This is a genomic window from Methylobacterium sp. ARG-1, from assembly GCF_001262595.1.
GTDB lineage: Bacteria > Pseudomonadota > Alphaproteobacteria > Rhizobiales > Beijerinckiaceae > Methylobacterium > Methylobacterium brachiatum.
The window spans coordinates 17,669-37,559 of the sequence record NZ_LHCD01000008.1 but is presented as its reverse complement, the minus strand read 5'-3'; the positions used below and the strand labels follow the sequence as shown (position 1 = coordinate 37,559).

Sequence of the window (19,891 nt, the reverse complement as noted above, 5' to 3'; positions counted from 1 at the left end):
CTACCCTGACCTAGCGGGGTCGTCCCGAGGGGGCGGTTTGTTCCATGACCGGAACGCTGCTCGCGCGCCCCAGATTCGGCTAGTGGCCCACAATAGGAAAACGCCACCCCTACGCATTTTGGGCGGTAGTTCCCGCCCAAAGCGCACGCCGTCCCGTCAACGATGCTCGCGCCAATGATTTAGAGTGGCATCCTCGTCGACCCAGGGCGGCCCGAAGGCACGTCCCAATGTCGGCTTTGATTTTCGGAGACCAGGGTGCCGCATCCGTCGCTTTCGCCGTTGACCTATGCATCGACATCCGTACGCTCACCTATCGGGACGGGACCAAGCGGATTCGATTTGCCATGAGAGGCAAATTGAACGCCGTTCAAAAACGAGTTTCCGCCCGCCGATCCAGACGCAAACCCTCGCCGTCATGGGCGGCCCCACAGGCAGGCAGATGTCCCCGACGACACAAGAATTCCTACCGCCCGAGACCCCGCCCGCCATCGCCGACGTCCTCGCCCGCTACGGCGCGACGCTCGTCCGCGTCCGCGTCGCCTCGGAGATCGACCGCGAGACCGAGGCCGCCGAGGCCGCCGCCCAGGCCGCTGCCGCCGAGGAGCGCGCCCGCAAGGACGCGTGGGAAGCCGAGGCGCGCCGCCAGCGCTTCAGCGCCGTGGCCCCGACGTGCGTCGCCCACGGCTGGAGCCTGTTCCCGCAGGCGCGCTCCGGCCGGCGCGGCCCGATCCTCGTCAAGCAGCCCGGCCGCAGCCGGAAGGGCCTGGAATGGAAGCCGCTCCAAACCCGCCTGCCCACCGCCGACGAGCTCTCCTGGTGGGCCGAGAGCGACGGCCCGCGGAACCGGGCGAACACCGCGCTGATCATGGGCGAGGTCTCGGGTCGGGCCCTTTGCCTCGACATCGACGTCAGCGATCCGGCGCTCGCCGAGGCCATCCTCGCACTCGTCGACCGGCACCTCGGGCGGACCGAGTTCCGCCGCGTCGGGCGCGCCCCGCGCCTCGTGCTGATCTACCGCTCCGACGCCGCCGACCCGGTCCGGAACAAGGTTTACGCCCTCGACGCCAAAGACGCCGACGGTCACGACCAGGCCATAGAGGTCATCGCCGACCGGAAGCCGGTCACGGGTTTCGGCGCCCACCACAAGACCGGCCAGCACTTCGACTGGATCGGCGCCTGCCGCCCGGACACGCACGGCCCCGAGCACGCCCCCGTCATCACGCAGGTCCAGGTCGAGGCCCTCATCTCCGCTGTCGACGCGGCCGGCATCATCGTCCCGGGCCTGCGGAATGCCGTGGCCTGGGGCGACGGCGTCGCGCTCGATCCGGCGCTCGTCTCCGCAGAGGGATTCGTCCGGCCCGCCGTCAACACCGCCATGGCCGGCGTGAAGTGGGGCGCGAAGGGCAAGATCATCGCCGGCCGCGAAGCCTTCCTACACAGCCGGGCTTTCTCGTACGTCGTCAAGAACCCGGGCTTGGCCCTGACGGACGAGGGCCGCTACACCCTCGCCGGGCACCTGATCGCAGAGTGCGAGGAGATCTTCGCGCCGGGCGGCGACCGCTTCCGATCCTCGACGGAGCTCGCCCGCGGCTGCCGGGAGCGCATCGACAGCGCGGCGGCGAAGCTGGCCCGAGGCGAGGTCAAGGCGCGCGGCATCGTCCGGGACGAGGCGACCGGCAAGGTCTCGGTCGCCCCGGTCGTGCCCCACGCCGTCGAGCGCACCGAATCGGATGACCTGTCCTGGCTCCCGGCGGAGCGCGCGCAGCTCCCCGAGGACGTCGTCTTCACCCCCGCCGACCCGGCCCTCGCCCGCGACCGGGCGCTGATCTCGGACGCCGCGCGGGGCGAGCAAGCGGGCCGCGTCGCCACGCAGATCGTCGGCGTGATGGAGAACTTCCTCGCCGAGGTGCGGCGCGACCGCATCCTCGGCGCCGACGCCCCGGTCCGCCCGGTGCGGCTGCTGCGCGCCCCGACCGGCGCAGGCAAGTCGTCGACCGCGGTCAAGGTCGTCACCGAGGACCTCGCCCAGCGCGGCCCCATCGGGGGCGCGCTGCTGTTCCTCCAGCCGTCCTACGAGAACATTTACGAGAACGTGTCGCGCTTCCAGGCGACCTCCAGGGGCGCCTGGGCGGTATTCCGGAAGAACGCCGAGGCGGCCGCCCGCGACCTGCCGCAGGGGACCAAGTACCTCATCCTGGAGGGCAAGGAACGCGGCGGATGCCTCCGGACGGAGGAACAGGGTATCCTGCGCGCCGCCGGGATCTCGTCGGCGGGCCTGTGCAGGGCCTCAGTCGAGGACGGCGTCGGCGGCAGCGAGGAGAAGCGCTGCCCGCACTACGACGTCTGCCCCGTCGTCGCCGCCCGCGCGAAGATCGCCGAGGCCGAGGTGATTTTCGCGCCGACGGCGTTCCTCACGAGCCCGTCGCTCCCGGCCGGGCTGGAGAAGGCGGTCGCCGGGGTCATCGGGGACGAGCGGACGTGGACGGAGGTCCTGCGTTGGGCGACCTTCCCGACGCTGATGCTCGACACCCCCCGCGCCCCGCCGCGCACGTACAAGCGGGACGGCGGAGAGACCGGGGACGAGCTGATGGCCGCCCGGCACTACGCGGCCGCCACCGCCGCCGAGGCGATCCGTGGGCACTACGACGTCGCCGCGATGCTCGTCCTTCGGCATGGGCTGGAGAAGGCCGAGGCGATGGTCGAGGCCGCCGTGAAGGTGACGGGGCGCGCGCAGGAAGCGGGCCGGAAGCTCCGCCCGGATATGTCGGTCGAGGCCGTGCGCGCCCTGGCCGAGCGCCCGACGGGCAAGCACCTGAGGGATGAGTGGCGCTTCTGGAAGATCGTCGGCGAGCGGCTGCTGGCGCTGAAGATGGACGCGACCACGCGGGACCTCAACGGCGGCGTCGATCGGCTGGGCAACGACGGGCGCCCGATGCCCGGTCTCGCCCGGGGCGAGCGGGACTACCGCATCCAGAGCCTCGACGGGGGGAAGACCATCCGTATCTCGTGGCGGGCGGACGCCAACTTCGCCGAGCACCCCGTGCTGCTCCTCGACGCCTCGGCCGACGTCGGGCTGACGAGCAAGTGCTGGGGCGGCCGGGACGTGTCGGTCGCCGACGTCGACGCCAAGCTCAACCTCCGCACGATCCTGCTCGCCGACCGGACATGGCGAACCTCCGCATTCCGGATGGACTTGGCCGGGGAAGACAAGAAGGCCCGCCGCGCGGTCGCCATGACTATTGGGCAGGTCCGCTCGGCCATCACGACGGCGGCGGTCCTGTACGGTCACGGACGCATCGTCGTCGGGGCGCCGAAGAGCGTCCGGAGCGCCCTCATGAACACCTGGGCGGAGCCGCCGAACACCGACTGGATGCACTACGGCGCGGTGCGCGGCCTCGACTTCGCCCGTGAACACCTCGTCGCGATGAGCGTCGGAAGGCACGAGTTCCCGGTGCGGTTCATCGACGGCGTCGTGGCCGCGGCGACCTACGACGACGAGAAGCCCGAGCTCCCCATCGACGTGTGGGGCGACGGCTACCTGCACGCCGAGGACGGCTCGTTCCTGGTCGACGATTACGGCCACGCCATCGAGGTCCGCCCGCCGCAGGTCCGGCGCACCCACCCGCTTCGGAACGGCGGGACCGTGACCGTGACGGTCTCGGAGTACGCGGGCCCGTGGGCCAAGGTCATCTGCCAGCAGTTCCGGGAGGAGGAGCTCAAGCAGTTCGCCGGCCGTCTTCGGCCGGTCTACCGGCTCGGCGAGGCGCCCCTGTGGATCGCCGGGAGCCGGTGCCTGCCCGAGGACTTCGTCATCGACGAGGTCGTCAGCATGTCCGACCTCGCCGATCCCGCGCGGGTCGGCGCGGTCGCCGACGCGCTGCGGCGGACCGGCGTCGCGGACGTCGATGTCATTGGCGAGGTCGCGTTCGATTCTTGGCTTAAGGGCGCGCCGGCAACCGTCCTGCACGAGCTCGGCCTGGATGGAGCCGACCTGACCAGCCGGTGGGCCAAGTCAATGAAGGCGGTCCGGATCGAGGTCGACGGCGGCGAGGCGGTCGAGCGGCAGGTCCCGGCGTGGGTGCCCGACGCCGACCTGCGCGACCACGTCGTGGCCGCCTACCGCGCCGCCGGCCGCGAGGTCGAGACCGTGGAGTACCTCGGCCGCGGCGCCCAGCCGGCGGGCGGGATCGCCAGGTCTGAGGAGGGCGACAAGGTCGTGGCCTTCGTCGGGACCCGTGCCCAGCGCGCCAATGCCGAACTCGCCGCCCGGGACGCGGTCGCCGAAACGTTCGAGAAGATCGCCTCGAACTTCCGGACGGATGCCAGGAAGTTGTTCACGCCGGGCGGCATCGACATGGGCATCCAGGTCATCCTCCACGCCAACCCCCCGGTGCCGACCGAGGAGGGCGAGGTCATCGCCCTGCCGGGACCTGGGGACGCAGCGCCCGCAGACCCGATGGCACCGGACGAGGCCGCGGCCGCCGCATAGCCGTCGGCGTGCGCGTCCTCGCCGGCGCGCACGCCTCCCTCGGGTCGCTCACCCGTAGCCGCAGGCATTTGACCGCGTTCTTGATGGGCGAGCGTTCGTATGCCCACTCGAAGGTGATCCCGACCCGGCGGAGATCCTTCGCGATCGGGCGGAGGAGCTGCTGCTCCATTGCCGACGGCGTGGGAATGCCGCTGGCTCCGAGGGCCTCCTGCATCTCGACGGCGCGGATCTCCATGCTCATGAGACCTCCCCGGACGCGCTTGGCGCGCCATCCCGGCGGCAGATTCGCGCCGGCCTCGGTCCACGCCATGAGGCGCAGGTAGACGACCGGGCTGTACCGGCACGCAAGGGCCGCCATGACCGTGGGGTCGTAGCCGAACGGCGCGGCCTGGACCTCGTCGTCGTCCCCGTCGGCGTAGAGATGGGCGACCGCCGCCAGCGTCCGGTCGACGCGGAAGTCCAGCGACGTGGCTGCCTTAGCGATCCTGGGCTTGGCCTGACCGGCCTGCGCATGGACGCCGGCATAGAGGATGGGGTGCTCCCCGAAACTCGGCTCGCCGAGGATGCTCGCGCGGATGGTGGCTGCCCGACCGTGCGCCTCCACGAGCCCGCCCAGCGTCGCCCTGCCGAGGTCGACCCTCAGCCGGGCCAACGGAACCGTCACGGTCTCGCGTGGTCGTCCGGACAGGTGTTCGTGGTCCCATCGGGCGTCGAGCCAATCGTCGCGGTCGACCTGCCGCGTGGCGGCCCGGGACAGCACGGTCAGGGCGAGGCGGACCGCCTTGGCGTCAACGCGGTCGCTGGCCGAGATGGGTTTGCCGTCGGCGAGGACGGGCAGCTTCGAGGACAGGACGAGGTGGGTCGCCGCGTGGCGGCTGATGGGCAGCATGACAGGGTCCGAGGTGGTCCTATCGAGAATGATGGACCTCACGTAGGATTGTCACAATAGCTGTTTCGGCACAGTCGCTTGCAAAACGCAAAAAAGGCAGTCCAGGGGGATTATAGGGGGTTCCCACCCTACGGAGTTAAGCGAGCGAAGCGAGCGCTGAGGTAACCACCAGTGTCCTAGGGGTTCCTTGGCGCGCGACTTCGCGCCAGCAAGCTGGCACTCGCCGCGCGTAAAGGTTGGGCTTTCCGCTGTGGAATGCTGACCTCAGGGGTGGGCTTCGCCCCTACCTAGGGCGAGTGAGAACCGCCGCGCTACCGCCGCCGCCGCGTTGCCGCCGCCGCGACGCAGGGGCGGCCGGCATCGGGCCTCCTGCCGCCGTCGCGGGTCCTTCCTCATCCGCAGGTGCGAGGACGCTCCACGGGCCTCCCTGGACCGAGCCGGATCGCGGCGTCGGCCCGTTGGAAACTTCCGTCGCCCAGTGCTTCAATGCCTGCATGATCCCGACCCCCAACCTCGACAGCCAACACGAGACCGCCGCGGCCCGCACGGCCCGGCAGCGCCGCGACGCCGCGGACCGCGCCCGCGAGCACCGCGAGCGGCAGCGCGCGGAGGTCGAACGCCTGCGCGCCCGCGTCGCCGAGCTTGAGGCGCGGGTCGCCGAGCTTGAGCCACTGGTGACGAACGCCGAGGTCGATTGCCTTGTCGTAGCCGGCCTCGCTCGCGCCATTGCCAGGGCGCCGAGCCACCGCCCCGAGGCGCCCGTGGCGGGCAGCGTCGCCGTGGCCGCCATTATGGATCAGTGCGGCAAGGCCGGGCGCGCTGCGGGTGGTGACTACGCGGAGTGCGCCCACGCCGCCGGGGGCCGCATCCAAGCAGCGGTCAAGCAGTTCGCCCCGGTCAAGCGACAAGCTTCATGACAGGTCGCCTTGTCGCGAATCGCCTGCTACGCTACCTTAAGTGCGTCTGTTTGGAGGCACCGCACGCGGTGTTGTCAGCGACTGGATCAAGACTGGGCCCCAGGTCGGCTATCATGCCGCCGGGGCCACTTTTTTTGTGTCAAAGATCCGCCGAACAGGCTGTCGAAGTCGAGAACGCCGAGGGGGCACTGGCTCGCAAGCTCGTGGCCCCAGCCGAGCAGGAAGACCGTCGAGCTCTACCTGCCGCGCTCGGCCGAGAGTGCCGCCGAGGTCCAGCCCGAAAACCATCTCTCACTGCGGCGGGCGACCTCCGGCGAGGTGGTGCTCTTGGTCGAGGATGAGCCTGCGGTGCTGGAGATGGCGGTCGAAAGCTTAGGCGAGCTCGACTACCGGACGCTGACTGCGACCCAAGCCTCGGAGGCCCTGGAACGTGGGGCGGCCGCGAGCGCATCGACATCCTGTTCTCGGACGGGGCGATGCCCAGCGGCATGAATAGCGCGCAGCTCTAGGTCGCGAGGCCCAGCGCCTGCGTCCGCGCCTGCGGGTGCTCCTGACGTCGGGCTACACGGGCACTGCCCTCGACGAGCATACGGTGCCCGCCGACATGCCGCTACCGAGCAAGCCCAAACAACGGGAAGAACTCGCCAACAAGCCCAGGGTCGTCCTCGGCTGCCCCCTTCTGTGGGTGCGCGGTATTTCGGACCTGCCTTCACGCGGCTTCGAGGATGCGCCGCAACTCCCGCTTGGTCGTCAACGCATCCGCAGGCTTCGGCAATCGTCGCCGGGACGGGTCATGCCTAGGCTTACAATGGTCTCCATGGGTGCCGCCGCCCCGCCTCTTGGGGAACACCCAGGGCGGGGACCACTCCAGCTAGAACGCGTCAGGCCTCGCCGGTGGCGCGTACCCGGGCCATCCCTGTGTCAGTGTTCGGGGTGCCCAGCTGGACGCGCGGAGCCGTTCGGAGGTCACGCTGTTCGACGACCTGATCGGGAGCTACCGCGTCTTGGGCCAACTGACGGCGTAGGGCCTGAGGTCACGGACCACCAGGTAGGGCGCGCGCCCGCTGTCAAACGAGAGCGTCATCGCCCCGCAAGCAAGGCGAGACTCGCCTTACTTGGGAATGCCCTTGATCTTCGACCAAGAACCGGACGGTCCGCATCCGACCCAACGCAGTCGTTCACGTGCGGCTGCGCGCCCCCCGGAAGCGGACACAGCCGCGGACGCCGAGCAGAAGATAGACCTGGGATCTCCCGCAACCACTACATCAAGCCGCAGGACGAGGGCCTACACGCTTTTGAGGTCGGTTGAGGGTTGAGGTCGCAGTCAACCCTGGAGCCAGCTCAGGCCATCAGGCGGTGGGTGTTGTCGGCGACGAGCTCCCGGTAGCGGGCGATGACATCGCCGTGGCTGCCGCCCGCCATCAGGGTGTTGGCGGCCTCCATCGCGGCCACGACCTTCTCGCCGACCATCGAAACCATCTCCGCTTGGCCCTCGGCGCCGCCCCAGGCGATCCGTACGAGCCGCAACTCGATAACCTTCTGCGCCTCAACTGCGAGAAGGAACGCGGCATAGAACGGGTTCAACATAACGGCTCCGGTCGGTCGGTCGTGACCGACAACGCGGGGACGGGCCCCCGGTCACTGCGGACGATGACGCAGGTCGACCTCTGCCGGCAGCTTCAAGCCTCGGCGATGAGATCCTTGATGCGGGTGGCGAGAGTCTCCAGCACGAACGGCTTGGTCAGCACCTGCATCCCGGGGCGCAGGTAGCCGTTCCCGAGCACCGCGTTCTCGGCGTAGCCGGTGATGAACAGCACCTTCAGGTCGGGGCGCCGCTCGCGGCCGGCATCGGCCATCTGGCGCCCGTTCATGCCCCCCGGCAGCCCGACGTCGGTCACGAGCAGGTCGATGCGCACGTCCGATTGCAGCACCTTCAGCCCGGCGACGCTGTCGGCCGCCTCGATGGCGGTATAGCCGAGGTCCTCCAGCACCTCGGTCACCAGCATCCGCACCGAGGGCTCGTCGTCGACGATCAGCACCGTCTCGCCCTGGCCCGCCTGTTCCACCTCGGCGAGCCTGCGCGCGACCTCGTCCTCGTCGGCCTCGCCGTAGTGCCGGGGCAGGTACAGGCACACGGTCGTGCCCTCACCGACCTCGGAATAGATCCGCACCTGCCCGCCGGATTGCCTGGCGAACCCGTAGACCATCGACAGGCCCAGCCCCGTGCCCTCGCCGGTGGGCTTGGTGGTGAAGAACGGCTCGAACACCTTGTCGACGATGTCCGGCGCCATGCCGGTGCCGGTATCGGTCACGCAGACGCTCAGGTACTGGCCCGGCGGCAGGTCGTGCTGGCGCCCGCCGGCCTCGTCGATCCACCTGTTGGCGGTCTCGATGGTGATGCGACCGCCGTCCGGCATGGCGTCCCGCGCGTTGATGCACAGGTTCAGCAGCGCGTTCTCCAACTGACCGGCGTCGATCAGCGCCGGCCATAGTCCCGCGAGGCCGACGACCTCCAGGTGAACCGACGGGCCGACCGTCCGGCGGACGAGTTCCTCCATGTCCTTGACCAAGCGGTTCACGTTGGTGGGCTTGGGGTCGAGCGTCTGGCGCCGCGAGAAGGCGAGCAGGCGATGGGTCAGCGCGGCGGCGCGCCTGGCCGCGCCCTGGGCGACGCTCATGTAGCGGTCGAGGTCACCCATTCGTCCCTGGCTCATCCGCGTCTGCATCAGTTCCAGGGAACCGGAGATGCCCGCGAGCAGGTTGTTGAAATCGTGTGCGAGGCCGCCGGTCAGCTGGCCGACCGCCTCCATCTTCTGCGACTGCCGCAGAGCCTCTTCCGTCTTGGCCAGCGCCTCGGCCTGCTGCTTGATTTCGGTCACGTCGCGCACGGACGAGTAGATCAGCCCGTCGCGGGGCACCGCGTTCCAGGACAGCCAGACATAGCTGCCGTCCTTGCGGCGGTAGCGGTTCTCGAACGTGAGCTGGGCCTCCCCGCGCGACAGTCCCCCCGCCGCCGCCACGGTCGACGCGACGTCGTCCGGGTGGACAAAGTCGAGGAACGGGCGCGCCTTCATCTCCGCGTCGGTCCATCCGAGGGTGCGCGGCCAGGCCGGGTTGAGGCTAACGAAGTAGCCCTCGAAGTTGGCCACGCAGAGCAGGTCGGACGAGGCCTGCCAGATCTGGTCGCGCTCGGCGGTGCGGGCCGCGACTTGGCGGGCGAGGTCAGCCTCGGTCTGCACCCGGACGGTCACGTCCTGCACGAAGACGTGGAAGCCGTCGACGCGGCCGCCGGCGTCGCGGCGCGGCAGGTAACGGATCTCGGCGACGCGGTGGCGCCCGTCGCGGTGCGGCCAGTCCATCTCGAAGGTGACCGGCTCGCCGCCGAGCGCCCGGTCAATGAACGGTCGGCGCGCCGCGTAGGCGTCGGGCCCGAGCAGCTCGCGGACGTCGCGCCCGACGATCTGCCCGGCAGGGACGAAGAACCAGTCGTCGTAGGCCTCGTTGGCGAACCGGTAGACGTGGTCCGCGCCGATGAAGGCGATGAGCACCGGCAGTGCGTCGGCGATCAGGCGGAGATCCCGCTCGCCGGCCTCGGCGCGCCGCTCGACCTCCCGGCGCTCGGTGATGTCGGAGAAGAAGACGGCGACCCGCTTCGCCGTCGGCTCGCCGGTGCGCAGGGCGCGCACGTCGAACCAGCGCCCGAACACGTCGGCGTAGTGCTCGAAGTGAGCGGGCACGCCGGTCAGGGCGACGCGCCCGTAAGTGTCGAACCAGTGCCGTTCCAGGTTCGGCGCGAACTCGCTCACCCACCTGCCGGCGACGTCGGCGCCGGTCTGCCGCACGAAGGCGGGGTTAGCCTCGACGATCCGGTAATCGACGGCGCGGTCGCCCTCGAACCGCATCTCGATGATGCAGAACCCGACCTCGATGCTCTCGAACAAGGTCCGGTAGCGCGCCTCGTTCTCCCGCAGCGCCGCCTCGGCGCGGGTGCGCTCGGTGACGTCGTGGCCCTCGACGAAGATGCCGCTGACCCGCCCGTCCGCGTCGGCGACCGGCTGATAGACGAAATCGAGGTAGCGCTCCGTGACCGGGCCGCCGGGGACGGGCCGCAAGTCGAGCCTCGCGCCCGCGGCCGTGTGGGGCTCGCCCGAGCGGAACACCCCATCGAGGAGTTCGACGTAGCCCTGGCCGACGACCTCGGGCAGCGCCTCGGCGACGGTGCGGCCGACCACTTCGCGGCCACCCACGGCGCGCTGGTAGGCGGCGTTGGTCAGGATGAAGCGGTGCTCCGGGCCACCCAGGAGGGCGATGAAGCTAGGGGCTTGCTCGAACATCTGCGCGAGGGAAGCCGAGTGCCCGCGCAGCCGGCGGACCTCGGCTTCAAGCTGCTCGCGGGACATCGTGCCCGGGTCAGGTTGAGATGCGTTCATGCGGGCTAAAGGTGTGTCGGCCTGGTCGGCCGCGACGGGCCTCGGATGTGGATGCGCCCGGTCGTCGGCTACACCCGGGGGCGGGAAACGGCTGCGGGCCGAAGCGTCCGACGGCTTGCCGGATGTCCGGCCGCCAGGGAACCACGTTCATCGGGCCGCGGCGTCGCAACCATGGCGTCGCGGTCCGCAGACGCGTCTCGTCAGGACGCGCTGATCGGGCCGGGCGGCTGCGGCGCTGGCGGCTCGGTCGGCGGATCCCCCTCGGGCGGCGCCGGGTCGGGCGGCGGATCGCCGATGGGCGGCAACGGCTCCTCACCCGGGCGTGGCGTGTCCGACTCCATGGCTGTCCCCCTTGTCCGCCGACCTGGCGACGCACGTCAACGCGCGCGGGCCGCCGCGGGTGCGCTGCTGGCCCATGCTTTCCCCCGCTCTGTTCCCGCTCAGCCGAAGGTCAGGGCGGACCGCTCCCTCAGGGCCTTGCGCAGGGCCCGGCTGAGGTCGGCGACCGAGTAGGGCTTGCCCAACAGCGGGAAGCCGTCGGTGCCCTCGGAAGCCAGGACGTGGCTGTACCCGGAGGTCAGCACCACCGGCAGGTAGGGCCACCGGCGCCGGATCTCACGGGCGAGGTCGACCCCGTTCATGCCGGGCATCACCACGTCCGAGAACACCACCTCGAACCGTTGGCCCGACGCCTCGATCTCGGCTAGGGCGGACTGCGCGTCCTTCACCCAGGCGGCGTTGTAGCCGAGTTCCATCAGGGCCTGGGTCGCGAAGGCGCCGACCTCCAGGTTGTCCTCGACGACCAGGACGGGCGTGCCGTGTCCCTCGGTGGGCGGTCCCGGATCGTCCCGCACGACCTCACGCGCCTCGACGTCGGCGGAGCGCGGAAGGAACAGGGTGAAGGTGGTCCCGACGCCGACGACGCTTTCCACCGCGACGTCGCCCCCCGACTGCTTGGCGAAGCCGAACACCTGGCTGAGGCCGAGCCCGGTGCCGTGGCCGACGCCCTTGGTCGTGAAGAACGGCTCGAAGATGCGCTCCAGCAGGTCCGCCTCGATGCCCGCGCCGGTGTCCGAGACCGACACCGCCACGAAATCGCCCGGCACGGCCGGGTGCGCGCGCAAGGCCGGGATGCGGTCGGCGCGCCTGACCGCGACGCGCAACCGCCCCTCGCCCTTCATCGCGTCGCGGGCGTTCACCACGAGGTTCACGAGCGCCGTGTCGAACTGGCTCGGATCGGCATCGACGTGGCAGGGCAGCCGGTGGCCAAGCCCGTCCATCCCGGCATCGGTATCCATCTCGACGCGGATGCGCGCGCCGGTCAGCGTGCCCACCATGTCGGCGATGGCCGCCACCGACTGGGTGACGTCGAACACCGCGGGGCGCAACGCCTGCCGGCGCGCGAAGGACAGCAACTGGCTGGTCAACCTGGCGGCGCGGTCGACCGTGTCGGAGATGGCGTCGACGTAACGGACCCGCCGCTCCTCGGCGAGGTTCGGTCGCTTCAGTAGGTCGGTCGAGGACTTGATGACGGTCAGCAGGTTGTTGAAATCATGCGCCACGCCGCCGGTGAGCTGCCCGACCGCCTCCATCTTCTGCGATTGCCGCAGCTGCTCTTCCAGCGTCCGACGCTCCGTCACGTCGCGGCCGGTTGCATGGAAACGGTCCCCCTGCGGGATAACGTTCCACGAGATCCAGCGATGGCCGCCGTCCGCGGTCCTGAAGCGGACGTCCAGATCGGAGAGGGACCGTCCGACCCGGAGGGGCTCGAACGCCTGCGTCGCCGCCTCCAGGTCGTCCGGATGCACCAAGTCCTCGATGCGGGTGCCGACGAGGCTCCCCGCCGGCCAACCGAGCAGCTCCGTCCAGGCCGAACTGACCGCGCGGATCGTCCCGTCGAGGCCACAGACCACGAGCAGGTCTCGGCTCGTCCGCCAGACCAGGTCGCGCTCGACCAAGTGGTCGCGGTCCCGCGACTCCCGCCGCTCCTCGCCTTCCTGCCTGGCTGTGGCGTCCTCGAACAGTACCGCCACCCGGTTCTGGGCCTGGCTGCCGATGCGCACCGCGTGGACGTCGAAGATGCGACCCAGCCGTGACGCGGTGCCCCTGAACCGCGCGTCGCGTCCGGTGCGTGCGACCTCGCCGTAGGTATCGAACCAGTGCTGCTCAAGCTCGGGTTCGAGCTCGCGCATCCAGCGGCCCTCGGCGCCCGCGAGCCCGGACTGGCGCTCGAAGGCGGCGTTGACCTCGACGAAGCGGTAGTCCTCGGCTCGGCCCCGCGCGTCGAAGCGCATCTCGACGATGCAGAACCCGGCCTCGCCGTCCTCCAGCAGGCTGCGGAACGAGGCGCCCCGCCGGACGGCGTTGCCCTCCTGCTCGCGGAAGCGCGTCAGGTCGAGCTGGCTGCCGAAGAAGAACAGGAGCTCGCCGTGCGGCCCGAACACCGGGCTGACGTAGAGCTCGTTGACGAAGAGGCTGCCATCGCGCCGGTAGTTCAGCAACTCCACGACGACGTCGCGCCGGGCTGCGACCGCGTCTCGGATGCGCGCCACGTGCGCCGGATCGGTCTCCGGCCCCTGGAGGAAGCGGCAGTTGCGGCCGACGAGTTCCTCCGCCGCGTAGCCGGAGAGTTCCAGGAAGGCGCGGTTGGCGAAGACGATGGGGTTGTCGGGCAGGTTCGGGTCGGTGACGATCATCGCCATCCGGGTCTTGTCCGCGGCGGTGAACAGCAGGTCGGACCGGGCGGTGCCGACGCCGGCCTCCGCCGCGGTCGACGGTGCGTCCGGGGTCCGGCCGGCACGCAGGCGGGCGACCTCCGCCAAGAGCGCGGTCTCGCTCCGACGCAGCCGCTCGACCTCCCCCCGAAGATCCTCGATGTCCATGGGCTCGGTCTCTACCCGGCATCCGTACGGGGACCAACGCCTTCCAGGGCGCTTGTCCGGAAGTCGGGTGCATCCTTTGGTCTGGACGGTGCCCGGTGCCGACAGGCGGCAAGCTGACCGGTGGACGTCATCGGCGCGTGGTCCTGGCCGCCTCGGCCCGGTCAAGGGCGGCATGGAAGCCCTTTTCCAGGAACGGGCGTTCGACGAAGGGCACATGTTCTGGAAGGTCGCCGGGCCGCGGCGTCATCTGCGCCGACACGACGACGACGGCCACGTCCGTCCGCCGACGCGTGACCTCGCGCGCGAGCGCCAAGCCGTCCATCGACCCCGGCATGCGCACGTCGGTCACCACCAGCACGACCCCCTCGTCGAGCCGTTCCAGCGCCTGGGCGGCGTTGCCGGCCTCGACCACGGCGTAGCCCTCCGCTTCGAGGAGGTCGCGGACCTCCAGGCGGAAGAGCATCTCGTCCTCGACCACCAGGGCGGTCTTCGCGTTCGGAGCATCGGTCATGGCGAGCGGCAACGGTCCGCCCGACCCTTCGTTGCGTCGCGGCGTCAAGCGACCGCCTGGAAGTCGGCCAACGACGCCTCGACGACGCACACCACGCCCTCCGGGCGGTAGTCTAGAGAGAGGTCGGCGTTGACCTGCGCCGTCAGCCCGCGCTCGATCAGGCGCGACCCGAACCCTTTTCGCGATGGCGGCACGACCGGCGGGCCGCCCCGTTCGGTCCAGGCGATGCGCAGGCGCGGCGCGTCCTCCGCCCCGACCAGCGAGGCCGTCACCGCGACCTCGCCGTCGGGCACCGACAGCGCGCCGTACTTGACCGCGTTCGTGGTCAATTCGTGCAGGGTCAGAGCCAGGGACAGCGCGGCCTTGCCGCCGATCTCGACGTCCGGCCCCTCGAAGGCGACGCGCCGACCGGCCGATTCCTGAACGCCGACGCCCTCCCGGACCACCGCCGCCAGGGACGCACTCTCGGCGGCGCCGCCGAGAAGCACGTCATGCGCCTTGCCGAGCGCGACCAGCCGGCTGCCCAGCACCTCCCGCGCGGCGTCCATGTCGGTGGCGCCGCGGAGCGTCGAGGCGGCGATGGCCTGCACCATCGCCAGCAGGTTCTTCATGCGGTGCGAGAGTTCCTGGTTGAGCAGTTCCTGCCGCTCCTCGGCCCGGCGGCGGACGTCGATGTCCGCGACTGCCACGACCGCGCCGACCATCGTCCCGGCCTCGTCGCGCATCGGCACGCCGACGATCTCGATCCAGATGCGGCTGCCGTCGCCGCGCTGGTACTCGCAGCGCAGCTCGGCCTGCTCCGACCCCTCGCGGATGATGCGGCTGAGCGGATACTCCGAAGCGGCGACCGGCCGCCCGTCATCGTGGAAGGCGACCCACTCGCCGTAACTCTCGGCGTCGGGCGAGGGCAGGACAGGATGGCGGAAGATCTCCTCCAGCCGCCGGTTGCCGCCGACGATGCGGCCGGACGGCGCTTCCGCGAACAGGATGCCGACCGGCACGGTGTCGAGGACCGCCCGGAGCGACGCCTCGCTGGCCAGCAGGGCCTGACGCGCCCGCTTCTGTTCCGTGAGGTCGCGCGTGACGGTGCCGTAGCCGAGCCTGCGCCCGTCGGCGCCGCGCACGGGGAAGAGGTTGTACAGGACCGGAACCGCAGCTCCCGTGACCACGTGCCGGAAGTTCAGCTCGCCCTCCCAGAAGCCGTCCCGCTCGACCGCCGGCAGCACCTCATCCAGAACGCGCGCGCGCTCCTCCGGCATGAAGTAGTCCACGATGGGCATGGCCCGGGCCGCCGCGAGGTCGGGCAAGCCGATGAGGCGCCGGCCGGCCTCGTTGACGAAGTCGACGCTGCCGTCGGGGGCCGCCAGTCCGATGAAGTCCTGGCTCTGCTCGACCAGGGCGGCGAGACGGCGCGTCTCGGCATCGGCCCGGCGCTGGTCCCCGACGTCGACCAGCACGGTCACCGCGGCCTGGATCGCGCCCTCGGCATCGCGCACGGGTCCGCTCGAAACCTCCAGAAGGCGGACCTCGCCGGTCCCGGGGTTGCGGTAGCGCATCTCCTCGCCGCGAACCGTCTCGCCCTTCCGCAGGGCGCGCAGGGTCGGGTACTCGCTGGGCTCGTACCGGCGACCGTCCGGGTGCAGGGCGCCGTAGGAGACGTAGCGGGCGTAGCCCTCCGTCCCGATCCCGTGGCCGAGAAGCTCCTCGGCCTTGGCATTCAGCGACGACGGCATGGCCTCCTCGGCCCCGGCTATGGAGATGCCGACCGGGGCCTGGCGGAAGATCGCCTCCAACAGGCCGCGCTCAAGCCCGAGGCGGCGCTCGCTCTCCCGCATGGCGTCCTCGGCCCGCTTGCGCTCGGTCAGGTCCAGCATCGCGCGGATCATGCGGACGGCGCGCCCGTCCTCGCCGCGCAGCACGTGGCCGCGGTCGAGCACGTGCGCGTACGAGCCGTCCGCGCGCCGGAATCGGTACTCGTCCGTCCAGGTCGTGCCGTCGCCCTCGATGACCGCGTGGATCGAGGCCTCGATGCGCTCGCGGTCCTCGGGATGGATCTGCGCGACCCACCAGTCACCGGTCGGCTGCACGGCCTCGGGGGCATGGCCATAGGCCTCGGTGAGGGCTTCGTTCCAGAGAACTTGGTTTGAAACCAGGTCCCAGTCCCAGATCGCGTCGTTGGTCGCGCGGGCTGCGAGCCGGTAGCGATCCTGGCTCTCCTGCAGGCGGGCGGCGGCTTCCTTCTGCTCCGTCCGGTCGCGCAGGATCTTCACGAAGCCGATGGCGGTGCCGGCCTCGTCGCGCAGCACCATCATCTCGCCGTTGGCCCAGAAGCGCTCGCCGTCGCGGCGCAGATGCCACCGCTCGTCGATGCCGGTACCTTTCTCCAGGGCCGACTGCATCTCCATGGCCGGGATGCCGTCGCGCCGGTCCTCGGGCGTGAAGAACGCGTCTGCGGTCTGGCCGCACATCTCCTCGGGGCGCCACCCCAGGATGCGGGTCGCGCCGGCGTTCCAGTCCGTGACCCGCCCGTCGAGGTCGAGCAGGATGATGGCGTAGTCCTGCGCGCTGTCGAACACGGCGCGGCGCCGGTACTCGGTTCGTGCGGCCGCCTGCGTGGCGACGCGCTCGCCCGCCTCGGCGAGGCCGGAGGCGGCGGAACCGGCGAAGACGCCCAGGACCTGCAGGTCCCCCTCGGCGAAGGCGTCGGGTCGGCTCGACTGCAGCTTCAGGACACCGACGACGATGCCGCCCCTGCGCACCGGTACCATCAGGCAGGAGCGCAGTCGCAGCTTCTCGGCGAGTTCGCGCTCCACCCGATGATCGCGCAGGACGTCGGCGACTAGGAGCGGGACGTCGTCCCGGTAGCAGGCGCCCGCCAGGCTTCCCAGGATCGGGAGGCGCAGGCCAAGATGCGGCGCCAAACCGTCCGTCACGGCGCGATAGACGAGATCATCGCCCTCGCGGACCTCGACGACGCCGGCCTCGGCGGCGGGCACGGCACGCATCGCCCCCGCGAGCACGGCCCCGAAGCTCGCGTCCAGGTCGCCGCCCGCTGCTGCGACCCCGGCGAGCGTCACCGCGACCGCCTCGCCCTGGCGCCCTGCGCGGTCGCAGTCCGACAGCGACCGGCGCAGGAGGAGCTGGTCCATGACCTGCCGGGCGAGCGCCTCCAGGTCCTCGACCTGTTCCGGGGATAGGCCGCATGGGCGAGGCGCGTGGTCGATCACGCACAGGCTGCCGAGCACCTGCCCCTCGGGCGTCCGCAGCGGCGCGCCGGCATAGAAGCGCAGGCGCGGCTCGCCGGTCACAAGCGGGTTGGCGCGGGTGCGCGGGTCGCGCGTCATGTCCGGGATCTGCAGGACGCCCGGTTCCGTGAGGACGAACTTGCACACCGAGCGGTCGAGGTCGGTCTCGCAGGGCGGGAAGCCTGCGCGCGCCTTGAACCACTGGCGGTCGCGGTCGACCAAACTGACGAGCGCCACCGGCGCGGCGCACAGGCGGCGCGCGAGATGGACGATGTCGTCGAAGCCGCGCTCGGGCGGGGTGTCGAGGATGTCGAAGGCGGCGAGCGCGGCGATCCGCGCGTCCTCCTCGACCCGGGCGGGACGCATGACTTGGTTCACGGGGTCGCGTCCTTCACGAGCGGCGACGGGGGCTTCAGCCGTTCCGGTTCGCCGACGTCCACGGCGACGATGCGGCCGCCTGGCGCGTAGACTGCCCCCATCACTTCCTCGAAGTGCCGCCGCACGGCGGCGTGGCATTCGCACGAGCCGGCCTCCGCGCGGGCCCGGTCCGGGAGGGTGATGCGTCCGTGGCCGATGGCGATCAGGCCGTCGCGCTGCATCCGGCCGAGCACCTCGGTCAGGTAGGCTCGGCGCACCCCGAGCATATCGGCGAGGAGTTCGTGGGTCACCGGAAGTTCGGGCGTGCCGATCCGGTCCTGCAGCGTCAGGAGCCAGCGCAGGCACCGCCGCTCGATGGTGTGGGCTGCGTTGCAGGCGACCGATTGCAGCACCTGGGCCAGCAGGCAATCGGCGTAGCGCACGAACAGGTCGCGGATGCCCTTCGAGGTCTGCTTGGCCTCGGACAGGCGCGCCGCGTCGATCCGGATGACCGCGCCGCCGACCTGGACGACCGCCTGCCCGAACGCCGGGAGGTAGCCGTGGCTGACAACACCGCCCACGGCGCCCTCGCGACCGACCGTGGCGGTCTCCACCGACTTCCCGTCCATCAGCGGCACGACTAAGGTGACGACACAGCGTTGGGCGGGAAAGGTGACGTGGCTGACGTCGTCGCCGGCACGGAACAGCACGTCGCCGCGCCGGACCTCGCGGTGCTCGGCGTACGGCGCGATCAGGGCGCGGTCGTCGGCATCGAGGGCTTCGAGCAGCAGGTTGCCGTCGATGGTGGACGAAGGGCGGATGTTCACGGGGATGGTCGCAGAGGCGGCGGTCGGGTTGTCCAGTAGCGGACTTCCTGGCGCAAAGATGTCCGATATCTGACAACTCGCGCAGAAGCCCCGGGGCGAGCTTCGATTTTTTCAGCGGGCCGATGGCGTCAATCGCGTACGCGTAGGAGCGCCCCCTTCCGGACGGTCAGAATGCCGGAACGCAGTCGGCGTGAACCTGTCCGGGCACGAGGGGTGTCAGCAGCCGGAACCGGAAGGTCGTACCGCGGTCGATGGCGCTGGTCACGGTGAGCACGCCGCCCTGTCGCTCGACGAGGTCCCGACAGAGCAACAGCCCAAGCCCACTTCCACGCTCCCCCGCCGTGCCGTTCGTCGTTGTCCGCCGGTCGAGCCGGAACAGGTCGTCGACCTTCCCCGTCGGCATGCCGACTCCCGTGTCCGTGACCGAGATCTCGACTTCGTCCCCGTCGCGGCGGCCCGAGACGGAGATGGTCCCGCCGGGGAGCGTGAACTTGACGGCGTTGCCGACGAGGTTGCGCAGCACCGTGGTGAGCATGTCCCGCTGGGCCTGGACGACGATCCCACCGCAGGAGGCTTCGAGCTTCAATCCCTTGTCGGCGGCGGCTTCCGCGACGCCGTGCACAACCTCGGCGGCCACGGCGTCGAGGTCGACGTCGGTCAGGGTGACCGCCATCGTGTCCATCTGGAGGCTCGCCCAAGAAAACAGGCTTTCCAGAAGTGCGTAGGCTTGCGTCGCCGCCTCGTGGATGCCCTTCGCTCGACGCTCGATGGACGCAGGGTCGCGCGCCGCGACGGCCTTCCCCAGCACCTCAGACAGGCCGAGCAGCGCCTGGAACGGATTGCGCAAGTCGTGGGCGATGATGGAGAACAGCAGCGATTTCTGCCGGTTCAGCGTGTCCAGTTCGAGGGACTTCGCCTCCGCCTCGCGGCGCGCCGCGGCGAGCTCCGCCTGGAAGGCCTGCCTAGCCTCGGCGTAGCGGATCGCACGGGCCAGGCCGGAAGGCGTGACCTCCGCCTTGTCCAGGTAATCCAGCGCGCCAGCCCGCATAAGCCGGGTCGCGAGGTCGGGGTCGGCCTCGCCGGTCAGCATCAGCACCGCCCGCGCCTGCCCCTCGGCCGCCAGCAGGGTCCTGAGCAGCGCGAAGGTGTCGATGCCCGGCAGCCGGTAGTCGAGCAGCACGCAGTCGAAGGTTTCCGCCGCGGCGAGGTGCAGGCCCTCTTCGCCCCCGGACGCCTCGGCCAGGGTGTGCGCGAGGCCGGACTTGGAGAGCGCCCGCCGGACGGCGGCCCGGTCTACCGCGTCGTCGTCGATCAGCAGGATGCGGGTCGGGGTCGTCACAGGAG

General features: G+C 70.7%; 10 protein-coding genes. 2 read left to right on the top strand and 8 right to left on the bottom strand.

Going from position 1 to position 19,891, the window contains the following annotated elements; genetic code table 11:
• Window positions 1–439: 439 nt before the first annotated feature.
• Entirely contained in the window at window positions 440–4,489 is a 4,050-nt protein-coding gene (locus AKJ13_RS10280) for a bifunctional DNA primase/polymerase (RefSeq protein ID WP_160320599.1), read from the top strand.
• Here the strand turns inward: AKJ13_RS10280 and AKJ13_RS10275 are convergent.
• Window positions 4,413–5,378: a hypothetical protein gene (locus AKJ13_RS10275; protein ID WP_050733254.1), complete on the bottom strand. Its 966-nt coding sequence runs from the start codon at window positions 5,376–5,378 to the stop codon at window positions 4,413–4,415. The genes AKJ13_RS10280 and AKJ13_RS10275 overlap by 77 nt on opposite strands.
• Before the next feature lie 458 nt (window positions 5,379–5,836).
• Here AKJ13_RS10275 and AKJ13_RS10270 point away from each other — a divergent pair, with 458 nt between their 5' ends.
• A complete protein-coding gene (locus AKJ13_RS10270; protein WP_144426228.1) occupies window positions 5,837–6,295 on the top strand; it encodes an accessory factor UbiK family protein in 459 nt (152 codons plus the stop codon).
• Between the two features lie 1,341 nt (window positions 6,296–7,636).
• On the opposite strand, the gene AKJ13_RS10265 is transcribed toward AKJ13_RS10270, so the two are convergent.
• The 7 genes from AKJ13_RS10265 to AKJ13_RS10235 form a co-directional block, all read right to left on the bottom strand.
• A complete protein-coding gene (locus AKJ13_RS10265; protein WP_050733252.1) occupies window positions 7,637–7,882 on the bottom strand; it encodes a hypothetical protein in 246 nt (81 codons plus the stop codon).
• Between the two features lie 92 nt (window positions 7,883–7,974).
• Window positions 7,975–10,695, bottom strand: a complete 2,721-nt coding sequence (locus AKJ13_RS30320; RefSeq protein WP_244471580.1) for a PAS domain-containing protein — start codon at window positions 10,693–10,695, stop codon at window positions 7,975–7,977.
• Between the two features lie 470 nt (window positions 10,696–11,165).
• Window positions 11,166–13,607, bottom strand: a complete 2,442-nt coding sequence (locus tag AKJ13_RS10255) for a PAS domain S-box protein (protein WP_050733251.1) — start codon at window positions 13,605–13,607, stop codon at window positions 11,166–11,168.
• A 127-nt stretch (window positions 13,608–13,734) separates the two neighbouring features.
• On the bottom strand, window positions 13,735–14,118 hold the full coding sequence (locus AKJ13_RS10250; RefSeq protein WP_050733250.1) for a response regulator: 384 nt from the start codon (window positions 14,116–14,118) through the stop codon (window positions 13,735–13,737).
• A 44-nt stretch (window positions 14,119–14,162) separates the two neighbouring features.
• On the bottom strand, window positions 14,163–17,729 hold the full coding sequence (locus AKJ13_RS10245; RefSeq protein ID WP_050733249.1) for a PAS domain S-box protein: 3,567 nt from the start codon (window positions 17,727–17,729) through the stop codon (window positions 14,163–14,165).
• Window positions 17,730–17,737: 8 nt separating this feature from the next.
• Complete coding sequence (locus AKJ13_RS10240) at window positions 17,738–18,547, bottom strand: Crp/Fnr family transcriptional regulator (protein ID WP_144426227.1); 810 nt, start codon at window positions 18,545–18,547, stop codon at window positions 17,738–17,740.
• Window positions 18,548–18,713: 166 nt separating this feature from the next.
• A complete protein-coding gene (locus tag AKJ13_RS10235; RefSeq protein WP_050733248.1) occupies window positions 18,714–19,886 on the bottom strand; it encodes a hybrid sensor histidine kinase/response regulator in 1,173 nt (390 codons plus the stop codon).
• Between the last annotated feature and the right edge of the window lie 5 nt (window positions 19,887–19,891).

Bases quoted from the DNA above. Each gene is read 5' to 3' on its own strand.
- AKJ13_RS10245 (WP_050733249.1), bottom strand. From the start codon at position 17,729: ATGCGTCCCGCCCGGGTCGAGGAGGACGCGCGGATCGCCGCGCTCGCC.
- AKJ13_RS10280 (WP_160320599.1), top strand. From the start codon at position 440: ATGTCCCCGACGACACAAGAATTCCTACCGCCCGAGACCCCGCCCGCC.
- AKJ13_RS10265 (WP_050733252.1), bottom strand. From the start codon at position 7,882: ATGTTGAACCCGTTCTATGCCGCGTTCCTTCTCGCAGTTGAGGCGCAG.
- AKJ13_RS10275 (WP_050733254.1), bottom strand. From the start codon at position 5,378: ATGCTGCCCATCAGCCGCCACGCGGCGACCCACCTCGTCCTGTCCTCG.
- AKJ13_RS30320 (WP_244471580.1), bottom strand. From the start codon at position 10,695: ATGTCCCGCGAGCAGCTTGAAGCCGAGGTCCGCCGGCTGCGCGGGCAC.
- AKJ13_RS10250 (WP_050733250.1), bottom strand. From the start codon at position 14,118: ATGACCGATGCTCCGAACGCGAAGACCGCCCTGGTGGTCGAGGACGAG.
- AKJ13_RS10255 (WP_050733251.1), bottom strand. From the start codon at position 13,607: ATGGACATCGAGGATCTTCGGGGGGAGGTCGAGCGGCTGCGTCGGAGC.